We start from the raw sequence: 12,454 nt of genomic DNA, 5'->3' as shown, positions 1-12,454 counted from the left end.
CCTCACTTGAAACGGATGGTCGGGTTGATGACGGCGTACAGCACGTCCACAACCAGGTTGATGATGATGAACTCAAGCGAGAACAACAGCACTTCCGCCTGAATCACCGGGTAGTCGCGCATCGCCACGGCATCCACCAGCAAGCGCCCGAGCCCCGGCCAGTTGAATACCACTTCGACCACGATCGAGCCGCCCAGCAGAAAGCCGAATTGCAGCCCCATCATCGTGATGACGGGAATCATCGCGTTGCGCAAGCAGTGTTTGATGATGACGAGCCGTTCCGGCACGCCCTTGGCGCGTGCGGTACGCACGAAATCTTCATTCATCACTTCGACGAACGAAGCACGCGTGAAGCGCGCCATCACCGCCGCCACTGCTGCACCAAGCGTGAGCGACGGCAGCACGTAACTCTTCCACGACCCGTCGCCGACAATCGGAAGCCAGCCGAGTTTCACTGAGAAGATTTCCATCAGCAGCATGCCGAGCGCGAATGCGGGAAACGAAATACCCGACACCGCGAGCGTCATGCCAAGCCGGTCCGGCCAGCGATTGCGCCACACGGCCGAGACGATGCCGATGCCCATGCCGAGCACCACCGCCCAGACCATGCTCGCGAGCGTAAGCAACAACGTCGGCATAAAGCGCTCGCCGATTTCCTGGCTGACCGGCCGCTTGCTGCGCGTGGACGTGCCGAAGTCGCCGTGCGCGATCTTCACGAAGAAGTTGGCGAACTGCTGCGGCATCGGCCTATCGAGGCCGAGATCGGCACGCACCAGTGCAACGGTCGCCTCATCTGCTTCGGGACCGGCTGCGAGGCGCGCCGGATCACCGGGCAACAGATGCACGAACAGGAACACCAGCACGGCGACGATGAAGAGCGTCGGCAGCAGGCCAAAGATACGTTTGACGAGGAAGTTCAGCATGAAACCCAATCCGGCAATGATGCGGGCAACGAAAGATCTTTCAGAGCAGTACGCGACTGTCCGGCCCGTGCGTTCGTGAAGAACACACGGCGCCGAACGGTCGGCTCATCACTTGATCGCGATCTCGTCGAAATTGAACGAGCCGTCCGGCGCGACATAGGCGCCCGACAAGCGCTTGCTGCGCGCGAACACGACCTTTTCCTTAACGAGGAAGATCCACGGCGCGTCGGCCCAGATGCGTTTTTGCGCGTCGGTGTAGAGCGCGGCCTTCTGCGTGCGGTCGGTGGTTTCGAGCGCCTGCTTCAGATCGGTATCGACCGTGTCGTTCTTGTAGTACGCGGTGTTGACCATCTTCGGCGGGAACGAGACCGATCCGAGCAGCGGCGTGATCGCCCAGTCCGCTTCACCCGTCGACGACGACCAGCCCGCGTAGTACATGCGCACAGGAGCGGTTGCCGGATCCTGCGCGCTTTCCACCTTGGCGACGCGTTGACCTGCTTCGAGTGCTTCGACCTGCGCCTTGATGCCGACTTGCGCGAGTTGCTGCTGCACGAACTGAATCACCTTCTGCGCCGTCGAGTAGTTATACGCGGACCACAATGTCGTTTCGAAACCGTTCGGATAACCCGCTTCCTTCAGCAGTTCACGCGCCTTCGCCGGATCGTACGGCCAGGGGCCGAGCTTCGTCGCGTACTCGACGCCTTGCGGCACCACGCCCTCAGCCGGCGTCGCGTACCCGGCAAACGCGACCTTGATCAGCGCATCCTTATTGACCGCGTAGTTCAGCGCTTCACGCACCTTCGGATTGTCGAAGGGCTTCTGGTTGACGTTCATGCTGATATAGCGCTGGATGATCGACGGCGAAGCAATCAGATCGACCTTCGGGCTCGACTGCAATTGCGCCGCCTGTTCGAACGGCACCTGGAACGCGAAGTCCGCTTCACCAGTGCGCATCAACGCAGCACGTGTGTTGTTGTCGACCACCGGTTTCCAGTCGATCGCATCGACCTTCGGGTAGCCCTTCTTCCAGTAGCCCGCGAACTTCTTCACGGTCAGGTCGCCAGCCGGGTCCCATTTCACCAGTTCGAACGGACCTGTGCCGACCGGGTGGAACGCGATGTCCTTGCCGTACTTCTTCAGCGCGTCAGGCGAAATCATCACCGCCGACGGATGCGCCAGTACGTTGACGAACGCCGAGAACGGCGCCTTCAAGGTGATCTTCACCGTGTACGGATCGACCACTTCGGTCTTCTCGATACGGTTGAACATGTTGTAGCGTTTGAGCTTGTTCGCCGGATCAGTCACGCGGTCGAAGTTCGCTTTCACTGCGGCGGCGTTGAAGTCGGTACCGTCCTGGAACTTCACGCCATGACGCAGCTTGAACGTGTAGACCTTGGCATCCGGACTCGCTTCGTAGCTATCGGCTAGCACGTTGACCAGCTTCATGTCCTTGTCGAAACCGAACAGGCCTTGATAGAACGACTTGGCGACGGCTTGCGACAGCGTGTCGTTCGCATCGTATGGATCGAGCGTCGTGAAGGTCGACGCAACAGCCATCACGGCCGTGGTATCGGCGTGCGCCACACTGCCCGCGAGCATCGCGAACACCACCGCGCCGCCGCTGACCAGCGCGCGCAAACGAAACGGAGAAGACGGGACCAGCAGGTTCATGAGGTTGGCTCCAGGCTGCGAATTGAAACAGGGTTATGTGCTGCGAGAGAAAATGGTTTTTGCTTCAGGCTTAGTGCGTGGTTCAGTTCTGCGCACGGGTACGCGGCATCTATCGCGTCTAGTAAGCGCCCCCGACCCGATGCTGCGCCACGAAATGATCCGGTCCGACCGCAATCAGCGGCGCCACGCTCGGTTCGTCGTTTAGCGCGCGGATCGGGCTCGGAATCTCATCGGCGGCGAGCATGCGTTTCGCGTGACGGCGCGCCGGATCGGCGACCGGCACCGCGCCCATCAGCTTCTTCGTGTACGGGTGCTGCGGCGCTTCGAACACCGCGCGGCGCGGGCCGATCTCGACGATCTGGCCGAGATACATCACCGCCACGCGATGGCTGACACGCTCCACCACCGCCATGTCATGCGAAATGAACAGATACGCAACGCCCAGTTCGCGTTGCAGATCGAGCATCAGGTTGACGATCTGCGCCTGCACGGAGACGTCCAGTGCGGAGACGGATTCGTCGGCGATGACGACTTTGGGATTCAATGCCAGCGCACGCGCAATCGCGATGCGTTGCCGTTGTCCGCCCGAAAATTCGTGCGGATAGCGCCCTGCGGCCTCGCGTGGCAGGCCAACCTTTTCGAGCAGCCACGCCACGCGCGCTTGTGCTTCGGCGCCTTGAGCGACGCCGTGCACGAGCAGCGGCTCCATGATCGAGAAGCCGACCGTCAAGCGCGGATTCAGCGAAGCAAACGGGTCCTGAAAAATAAACTGGATATTGCGGCGCAACGCTTGCAACGCAGGGCCGGTGAGCGAGCTGATTTCCTTGCCGTCGAATTCGATCGAGCCGCTCTGGCTTTCGACGAGGCGCAGCAATGAACGGCCCGTCGTCGATTTACCGCAACCCGATTCGCCGACCAGCGCGAGCGTTTCACCCGGGCGCAGATCGAAGCTGACTTTCTCGACCGCATGCACGCGGCCGGTCAACCGCCCGAACACGCCGCTCTTGACCGGAAAGCGCGTGACCAGATCGCGCACGCGCAGAATCGGCGGCGTGCTGTCGTGGATCAACGGTTGGGTTTCTTGTGCGACGGCGGCTGCCGGACGAACGGCATCGTCGGTGCCGGTCAGCGCCGCCTGCTCGACGGTCAGAATCGGAAACTTGGCGGGCTGATCGGTGCCCTGCATCGCGCCAAGGCGCGGGACCGCCGCAAGCAATGCTTTCGTATAAGGATGCGACGGCGCGGCGAACAGCGTATCCGACGCCCCCTCTTCCACTTTCTCGCCGCGATACATCACCAGCACGCGATCGGCCACCTCGGCCACCACACCCATGTCGTGCGTGATGAAGATCACGCCCATGTTCATCTCGTCCTGCAAGCCGCGAATCAATTGCAGGATCTGCGCCTGGATCGTGACGTCAAGCGCGGTGGTCGGCTCGTCGGCGATCAGTAGTGCGGGCTTGCACGACAACGCCATCGCGATCATCACGCGTTGGCGCATACCGCCGGACAGCTGATGCGGAAAACGTGCGGCCACCCGGCGCGCTTCCGGAATGCGTACGAGTTCGAGCAGACGCAGCGTTTCGGCGTGCGCGGCAGAACGGCTCTTGCCTTGATGCAGTGCAATCGCTTCGCTGATCTGGTCGCCTACCGTGAACACCGGATTCAGCGAGGTCATCGGCTCCTGGAAGATCATCGCGATGTCGGCGCCGCGAATCGAACGCATCGTGCCGGACGACGCTTTCGCGAGGTCGAGCACGCTGCCGTCGCGGCGCCGGAAAGCGATGCTGCCGCCGGCAAGGCGCCCACCGCCATGCTCGATCAGCCGCATCAACGCGAGCGATGTCACCGATTTGCCTGAGCCCGATTCGCCGACGATCGCCAGCGTCTCGCCACGCTCGACCGTCAGCGAGAGATTGCGCACCGCGTTGACGGTCTTGTCGCCGCTGCGGAATGCGACCGACAGATTGTCGACCGCAAGCACGCGTTGCGGCGGCAAGGTTTCGATAAGCGGACGAGCGGTGTGCGATGAAGTCGGCACGATGGTTCCTTTGGATTCGGACGCGGCTAACGGTGATTCAAACGAAAACTTAAGCGGCAGTTCGAGCGACGACGCAGCAAGACCGCATCAGCGATAGATCGCCGTCACCGGCGACTCGCCGATCCGTGCGAAACCGCGATACATGCCCTCGGTGTTGAACGGCAGCGTGACGTTGCCGCGTGCATCGACGGCGATCAGGCCACCGCGTCCGTCGATCTTCGGCAAGCGGTTCATCACCACGTCTTGCGCAGCTTCTTCGAGCGAGACGTTGCGGTACGCCATCTGCGCCGCCACGTCGTAGGCCGCCACCATGCGCATGAACATCTCGCCAGAACCAGTGGTTGAGACCGCGCAGGTTGCGTCGTCCGCGTAACAACCCGCGCCGATCAGCGGCGTATCGCCGACCCGGCCCACCTGCTTGTTGGTGACGCCGCCTGTCGATGTCGCGGCTGCAACGTGGCCATGCTGGTCGAGCGCGACCGCGCCGACCGTGCCGAACTTGCGATTCGGATCGATCGGCTCGTGCGGCGTGGGATCGTCGTCGCTCGACGATGGCGCGGAGGCCAGCGTCGCGCCGTCATGATCGAGCATTGCGCGCTTCTGACCGCGTGCGAGTTGCCATTGGCGATGACGCGCTTCGGTATGGAAATACTCGGGCTCGACGAATTCGAGTCCTTGCGCGGCCGCGAAGGCTTCGGCGCCTGCGCCCGTGAACAGCACGTGTTCGCTGCGTTCGAGTACGCGGCGCGCTGCCAGAATCGGATTGCGTACGCGCGTCACGCAGCAGATTGCGCCGGCGTCGAGCGTGCTGCCGTCCATGATGGCCGCGTCGAGTTCATGCGTGCCGGCCGCTGTGTAGACCGCGCCGCGGCCTGCGTTGAAGAGCGGGCAGTCTTCGAGCAGACGGACGGCTTCGCTAACGGCGTCGAGCGCGCTGCCGCCGTCGGCGAGTACGCGCTGTCCGGCGCTCAGCACAGCGTGCAAGGCAGCGTGATAGTCGGCTTCGGCGCTGGCCGACATCGACGCGCGCAGGATCGTGCCTGCCCCGCCGTGAATGGCAATGACTGCGTTGGGGTTCATTTTTTGGCTTTGGTAGTGCGGGGAATGCGAGTGGAAGCGTTCACAGACTGCTCGCTTGTGCTGGCGACAGCAGCTTGCGGATCGGTAAGCCACGGCAGCACGAATTCGGTGACTTCGGCGGCGGCCTTCACCGAGCGTTTCGCCCGGTAGGCGACCGCGTCGCACAGCGCTTCGATAACGGCCAGCACGGCGGCATCAGCATTGGCCGCAAGTCGCCGTTCAGAGCGGATATAGAGCGAGAGATCGGCGAATTGCGCGAGCGGCGAGCGCGGGCCGTCGGTCAAAGCGAGCACGCGCGCCCCGCGACTTGCCGCACGCCGCGCAAGTTCGATTGTGTCTTCGACGTAACGCGGAAACACGATCCCGATCACCAGATCGCCTTCATTCGAAGCGAACAGACGCCGCGCGGCATGCGAGGGTCCGCCGACTAACGCGAGCGACTGCACGTTGTCGTGATACGGCATCAGGCCGTGCTCCATCAAGCCGGCGAGGAACGCGCTCGAACCCGCGCCGAGCACAAAGACGCGACGCGCGGAGATGATCGCTTCTACGGCGGCCTCGGCGGCGGCGCTGTCGATCGCTGAGCGAGTGGATTGCAGATTGGTTGCGGCCTGTTCGAGCGACGCGTCAATCACATCGTCGCCGGAAGCAAGCGATTCCTGCGCGCTACGCAGCCGCTCTACCGGCGCGAGCGTCGCTTCGAAACCGCGTACAAGCGCTTCCCGAAACTGCGGATAACCGTCAAAGCCGAGCGCGCGGGCGAAGCGATTCGCCGTCGCCACCGACGCACCGACCACACTTGCCAGTTCGTCGATTCGCATGGTCGCCGCACGGAACAGATTCGCCAGCACGTATTCGCCCATGCGCCGATGAATCGGCGTGAGGGTCGGCATCGCAGCGGCGATGCGCGTGGCGATGGCCTGCTCGGCGGGGTTCGAAGCAACGGACGAGTGATGGATCATGCGAGCAAGGCGGCCTGGTAACTGCCCTCAAAGAGGACTTCATTCGGGGGGTGCAAGCAAAATGCATGAAAGTATATTTACATAGAAATTTCGCCGAAAAAAATTCATTTTCATTTTCGAGGGTTTTCACGGACGCCCGCACCTGCCTTGGCACGCAGCGCATGCCATCCGATGAAAACCAGTTTTCATTGCGCGACTGCTGCGCCTTCAGGAATATGCGCGAGCCGCGCCGCCGGCGACATGACGATGATCAACGCCTGCACAAGGAAAGCCGCTGCAGCAGCGACCAGACACGCGTCCATTCCCCAGCGCGCGCTGATCGCCGCACCGAGCAACGCGCCCAGCGGCCGCGCACCATAGGTCGCGGTGCTGTTGAGCGCCGAGACGCGGCCCATCATCCGTTCAGGTGTGATCGCTTGACGCAGCGTGCTCGAGCCGACCACCCACAAAATCGGTCCGGCGCCGAGCAGGAAGAAGCTCAGCATCGCGAGCCAGAACGACGGCGTGACGATCGTCGCCACCATCACGAGCGAGGCAAGTAAACCGCACGACGGTCCGATGATCAGCACGCGACCGAACGCGAGACGCCGCGCGATGGCCGGTGCAGCGAGCGCGCCGCACACCATGCCGACGCCATACGCGCCGAGCGTCACACCGACCATCGAAGCGCTCAAGCCCAAGCGATGCACGGCGTACGGCACATACACCGCCTGCAGCACGAAGAAACCGAGGTTGAAGAAGATCGCGGTAGCGAGCATCGGACGCAGCAGCGCGTCGCGCAGCACGAAGCGCGTACCGTCACGCAGTTCCAGCAGGAAATGACGCTGGGGAGCAGCTGCTCGCGGCGGTTCGCGCAGCCCCGCGAGCAAGGCGACGGCCAGCGCCGATAGCCCGGCCGCGCAGCCATACGCCCATCCCGCGCCAATCCAGCCAACCAGCAGTCCGCCGAGTGCCGGTCCCGCCGAATACGCGACGCTGCGCGCCAGTTCGAGCCGGCCGTTGGCCTGGGCGTATGCCTCGCGCGGCACGATCGACGGCACCAGCGAAGGCGCAGCGACGTTGTAGGCAACCGTGCCGGTCGCAGCAATGAAGCCGAGCGCGGCGAGCAGCGGCAAGCTCAGCGCATGCGTCATCAGGAGCAGCAGCACGCACAACATTGCGATCACGCGCACGCTTTCGGCGAGCGTCATCAACGTGCGGCGCGAGCGGCGGTCGGCCCATACGCCGAGCGGAATCGACAACAACAGGAACGGCAAGGTCTGCGCGGTTTGCAGCAGACCGGTCTCGCGTGCGCTGGCGCCGAGCGCGAACACGGCGACGAGCGGCGCGGCGGCAAGGCTGATCTGCTCAGCGGATTGCGCGACCAGATTCGACCATGCGAGCCGCTGGAATGCGGCCGGCAGACGAAGCGCGGATGAAGACGACGAAGAGGAAGCGGCGTGCATCGATGAACTCCTGCGACGGGATGGGGAAAGACCATCGTGGTCGCTAAGGCGCGGCGCGGCGCTCCGCTTCTTGCGGTGTTATTCTTCGCTCGCCATGAATCTCGAAAGCATCCTCTTCACACAAGGTTTCGGCTCGCGCCGCCAATGCCGGGCGCTGATCGGCGACGGCCGCGTGAGCATCGACGGCTCCGTCTGCGCCGATGCCGACGCCGATTTCCCAACCGACGACAACACGTTCTGCTTCAGCGTGGACGGGGCCGTCTGGCCGTATCGCGAGCACGCCTATCTGTTGCTGAACAAACCTGCCGGCTACGAATGTTCGCGCGATCCGCAGCATCATCTGAGCGTGTTCAGCCTGCTGCCGCCGCAGTTCGCCGAACGTGGCGTGCAGTGCGTGGGCCGCCTCGATCAGGACACGACCGGCCTCCTGCTGCTCTCCGACGACGGCAAGTTCGTGCATATGTTCACGTCGCCGAAACGCAAAGTGCCGAAGCTGTATATCGCGACCACGCGTCATCCCATCGACGACGCCCAGTTGCATGCCTTGCGCGACGGCGTCTTGCTGCACGGCGAGCCCAAGCCGATCGTCGCCGTCGACGCCGAGGCGCGCGGTGAGCACGCGCTGGCCCTCACCGTGATGGAAGGCAAGTATCACCAGGTCAAGCGGATGATCGCGGCAGCGGGCAACCGGTGCGAAGCGCTGCATCGCGAACGGATCGGTGGACTCGCATTGCCCGCGACGCTCGCGGAAGGTGCGTGGCAATGGCTCGACGAAACCGACCTCGGATCTTTACGGAGCGGGTAAACAGGTAGGATCCCTTTAGAGCCTTGATGCGTCAGGAGAATCGTGTGCGCCCCCACACATAGGCTCTCGCGGACACCTGATTGCACGCTGCATCGCAGCATGCTCTTCCTTACAAGTCGCTCTATACTCGTTTAAACGAAGACTACAAAGGTCTCAGGGAGGGGCGCCATGGTCATCCACGACACTATTCAAATTTCGACCGTGATGATTGCTTTCACGTGTCTCGGGATCGTCCTGGTCGGCGGACTGCTGGTCATGATGCGGCTGCGGCACAAATATCATCCGAACCTGATCGGCGCGCTGATCGGCGCCATGCTGTGTTTCCTGTTGCTGGAGGCATTGCCGGCGCTGACTTAAGCCAGCGCGGCAGGGAGTCTGACCGGGTCATGCCTGGCGCCGCGAGCATTTGATTTGCCCTCGGCTGAATACCTTAAAAACGCGCCGCCTGCCGACGCGTTTTCAATTTCCACGCTTCGCGAAAAAATCCTCGACACTCGGATATTGCAAGCGCACGCGCAACTCTTCTTTGAGGCGCCGATTCACGAGCCGCCTCGATTCACGCATGAAGGACAGCAAGGTCGGCTCGATCTGCTGCTCCGCCTCCGCGCGCGTGATGCGAGGCGCGCGCTCGAGGCCGAACGCATCGGCCACCGCATCGAAGTACTCTCCCATTTTCAGCGACGTATCGTCGGACGCGTGAATCACGCGCCCCGGCCGCCCATGTGTCGCGAGACGCACGAGGATCGCGGCCAGGTCGTCGGCGTGGATATGGTTGGTGTAGACGTCGTCGGCGTCGATCAGGGCAGGAGTGCGCTTTTCCAGCCGCGCGAGCGGCAGGCGGTTGCTTGCATAGATGCCCGGAATCCGCGCGATGCTGGCAGCGACCACACCTCGCGCGGTGGCGCGCCGCAATTGCCGCTCGGCCGAGACGCGCCGTTTGGCGCGTGCATTGGCCGGCTGCGGCGCGCGCGTCTCGTCGATCCACGCGCCGCCACAATCGCCGTACACGCCTGTCGTGCTCGCGTACACCAGCCTCACAGGCACTTGCGGAGCGGCGGTCCAGCGCACCCTGTCGGGTACAATATTGGCTGCTTCAGATTCCGCCCATGAGGCACTCATGTTGCGCAACTCGCGGCGCAGCCGCCCTACCGGCGCCACCGCGCCGCGCGCGGCGCGCATCGCCCGATCACGGCGTGTGCTCAACGTAGCGAGCAAAGCGCGGGTGCGGCGGTCATCGTCGCCGGTCTTTTGCGGTGGCGCGAGATGCAGCACCGTCGGCGCGAGGCCGGCAAGCCGTTTCAGGCTGCGGCGCGCGTCGAGGTCGCCGACCAGCGGCGTGACGCCGGCGGCGCGCAATTCGGCACCGCGCTCGGCGTGGCTGGTGAGCGCGAAGACATGCGCGTGTGGCCGCAACAGGGGCACGCAGCGCATGCCAACGTCCCCGCAGCCAACAATCAACACGCGCGGCCGGCGTAAATTTCGTGTCGCTTTCATGGTGGACGCATTGTAGCCGTCAAGCGCGGCAGGTACCGCACAGTTGCACAGCGGGTCCGATAACGATTACCGACTTTTCGATTTCGAACACTCTATGGCATTTAACGTCACGCTCCGGCAAAGCGGCCGGCAGTTTCAGGTGGAACAGGACGAACCGGTCCTGATCGCGGCCTTGCGCCAGGGCATTGGTCTGCCGTACGGCTGCAAGAACGGCGCCTGCGGCTCATGCAAAGGCACCGTGGTCAGCGGTCAGATCGAACAGCGTCAGCATTCGTCGTCGGCTTTGTCGAACGACGAAAAGACGCGCGGCATGGCCCTCTTCTGCTGCGCGACGGCCTGCTCCGATCTCGAAGTGGATATCCGCGAAGTAGCCGGCGTAGGCGACGTGCAGGTCAAGAAACTGCCGTGCCGAGTGAACGCGATCGAGCGCAAGGCCGACGATGTCGTCGTGCTGAAGCTGCAATTGCCCGCTAACGAGCGTCTGCAATATCTGGCCGGCCAGTACCTCGAATTCATTCTGAAAGACGGCAAACGCCGCAGCTATTCGATGGCGAGTGCGCCGCACAACGAAGGCCCGATCGAATTGCACATCCGTCATATGCCGGGCGGCGCATTCACGGACCACGTGTTCAACACGATAAAAGAGCGCGACATCCTGCGCTTCGAAGCCCCGCTCGGCACCTTCTTCCTGCGTGAAGACTCGGACAAGCCGATCGTGCTGCTCGCCTCGGGCACGGGCTTCGCGCCGCTGAAGGCGATCGTCGAACACGCGGTGTTCAAGAACCTGAACCGGCCGATGACGCTTTATTGGGGCGCGCGCCGCAAGAAGGACCTGTACCTGCTCGAGCTCGCCGAGCAATGGGCTCGCGAGATTCCGAACTTCAAGTTCGTGCCGGTGCTGTCGGAACCGGACGCGGGCGACGCGTGGACGGGTCGCGTCGGCTTCGTGCATCGCGCGGTGATCGAGGATCTGCCGGACCTGTCGCCGTATCAGGTGTACGCGTGCGGCGCACCTGTAATGGTGGAGTCGGCACAGCGCGATTTCACCCAGCATCATGGGCTGCCGGAAGACGAGTTCTACGCGGACTCCTTCACGAGCGCGGCGGATCTGGCGAACGCGGTTTGAGGGAGTGCGTAGCATCGGCGCAGGTGCGTCGATGCTCGCGAAGCGGAGTTCTGAAAGCACGGCTATGCATATGGCCGTGCTTTGCGCATGGATGATTTGCACGGACAAACGCGTCGAGTCTGATCTGCAACGCGTGCGCCTGATTTTCTAGCGCCGCATGCTCTGGCTTGAGCAGCTTGCGCAGTGCGATTTCGACCACCGCAGTAACGCTCATCAGTGCACCGGCAAGCTGCAACATCTCCTGATGAAGAGCGACGGCTGCACGAGTGCTGCCTGCCATTGCCTGAAACGTACCGAGACGTTCGCCCGAAAGCAGTGCGGCGACTGCAGTAATTTCTTCATCTGTCAGGTGCTTCATTGACCTTTGGCTCCTGTGCTTTTAGAATTGCTTGCGATAAGTCGGGATCAGCGTCGGCAGCTATCTTCGGATGGGCGGACCCCCGGCTTCCTGATTGAAAATGGGCGCTCTCCTGAGCGCCCATTTGCATTTCTGGCGGCCGTTTGTACCGCTTTATGCCGGCTTGTTCCGCCCTGCCGGACAGCTGCTCAAACAGCCAATGTCACATTTTAGTCAGCCGCCGATCTCATAATCGGCGTACAACCTGGTCTGCCGCTGCGGACAAAAAATATCCGCCCAATGCAAATTCATGGTTTACACCAGCGCTTTCCTTGTCGTATTCTTTCGCGCATGAACCGCATCCAGTCCGAACTCCGACGTCGCCGCTCGCCGCTCCCTTAGGGGCGCCGCTGGCTTCGTCACGGATTCGCGCCGCACAACGGCGCAAGCAGTTCGAATCATGAAAGCCACGGCATGCCGTGGCTTTTTTGTTTGCTTTTTTTGTTTTCACCGGCCGCTGCTTCATTTGAGGCCAACCGCTCACTCACCCTTCACCCCGCTGTCTGGAGC

At 62.8% G+C, this 12,454-nt stretch carries 11 protein-coding genes; 3 read left to right on the top strand and 8 right to left on the bottom strand.

Going from position 1 to position 12,454, the window contains the following annotated elements; translation table 11 throughout:
* Nucleotides 1–2: 2 nt before the first annotated feature.
* From gsiC to M0D66_RS05535, 6 genes are all read right to left on the bottom strand, one after another.
* Complete coding sequence (gene gsiC, locus M0D66_RS05560) at nt 3–923, bottom strand: glutathione ABC transporter permease GsiC (RefSeq protein ID WP_266209295.1); 921 nt, start codon at nt 921–923, stop codon at nt 3–5.
* 108 nt (nt 924–1,031) lie between these two features.
* Entirely contained in the window at nt 1,032–2,594 is a 1,563-nt protein-coding gene (gene gsiB / locus M0D66_RS05555; protein WP_211702049.1) for a glutathione ABC transporter substrate-binding protein GsiB, read from the bottom strand.
* Between the two features lie 118 nt (nt 2,595–2,712).
* The gene (locus tag M0D66_RS05550) at nt 2,713–4,635 is read right to left on the bottom strand and encodes a dipeptide ABC transporter ATP-binding protein (RefSeq protein ID WP_266209294.1); all 1,923 of its coding nucleotides are present in this window, start codon (nt 4,633–4,635) and stop codon (nt 2,713–2,715) included.
* 87 nt (nt 4,636–4,722) lie between these two features.
* Nucleotides 4,723–5,715 carry an isoaspartyl peptidase/L-asparaginase family protein gene (locus tag M0D66_RS05545; protein ID WP_266209293.1) on the bottom strand — a complete coding sequence of 331 codons (993 nt, stop codon included), beginning with the start codon at nt 5,713–5,715 and terminating at the stop codon, nt 4,723–4,725.
* On the bottom strand, nt 5,712–6,677 hold the full coding sequence (locus M0D66_RS05540) for a MurR/RpiR family transcriptional regulator (protein WP_211702044.1): 966 nt from the start codon (nt 6,675–6,677) through the stop codon (nt 5,712–5,714). The genes M0D66_RS05545 and M0D66_RS05540 overlap by 4 nt, the downstream gene beginning before the upstream one ends.
* A 185-nt stretch (nt 6,678–6,862) precedes the next feature.
* Complete coding sequence (locus M0D66_RS05535) at nt 6,863–8,122, bottom strand: MFS transporter (RefSeq protein WP_266209292.1); 1,260 nt, start codon at nt 8,120–8,122, stop codon at nt 6,863–6,865.
* A 94-nt stretch (nt 8,123–8,216) separates the two neighbouring features.
* Here M0D66_RS05535 and M0D66_RS05530 point away from each other — a divergent pair, with 94 nt between their 5' ends.
* The gene (locus M0D66_RS05530) at nt 8,217–8,927 is read left to right on the top strand and encodes a pseudouridine synthase (RefSeq protein ID WP_211707087.1); all 711 of its coding nucleotides are present in this window, start codon (nt 8,217–8,219) and stop codon (nt 8,925–8,927) included.
* A 168-nt stretch (nt 8,928–9,095) separates the two neighbouring features.
* A complete protein-coding gene (locus M0D66_RS05525; protein ID WP_093638935.1) occupies nt 9,096–9,284 on the top strand; it encodes a hypothetical protein in 189 nt (62 codons plus the stop codon).
* Between the two features lie 102 nt (nt 9,285–9,386).
* Here the strand turns inward: M0D66_RS05525 and M0D66_RS05520 are convergent, their stop codons facing one another.
* Entirely contained in the window at nt 9,387–10,421 is a 1,035-nt protein-coding gene (locus M0D66_RS05520) for an NAD-dependent epimerase/dehydratase family protein (RefSeq protein WP_266209279.1), read from the bottom strand.
* 94 nt (nt 10,422–10,515) lie between these two features.
* On the opposite strand from M0D66_RS05520, the gene M0D66_RS05515 reads away from it, so the two are divergent.
* Nucleotides 10,516–11,547, top strand: coding sequence for a CDP-6-deoxy-delta-3,4-glucoseen reductase (locus M0D66_RS05515; protein WP_266209278.1), 1,032 nt, complete (start codon nt 10,516–10,518; stop codon nt 11,545–11,547).
* On the opposite strand, the gene M0D66_RS05510 is transcribed toward M0D66_RS05515, so the two are convergent.
* On the bottom strand, nt 11,513–11,905 hold the full coding sequence (locus M0D66_RS05510) for a hypothetical protein (protein ID WP_211702034.1): 393 nt from the start codon (nt 11,903–11,905) through the stop codon (nt 11,513–11,515). The genes M0D66_RS05515 and M0D66_RS05510 overlap by 35 nt on opposite strands.
* Nucleotides 11,906–12,454: the final 549 nt, after the last annotated feature.

Origin of the sequence: Paraburkholderia sp. SECH2 (assembly GCF_030464795.1) — a bacterium.
GTDB classification, from domain to species: Bacteria; Pseudomonadota; Gammaproteobacteria; order Burkholderiales; family Burkholderiaceae; genus Paraburkholderia; species Paraburkholderia aspalathi.
The sequence above is the reverse complement of the archived record's forward strand: the minus strand, read 5'-3'. Positions and strand labels throughout refer to the sequence as shown.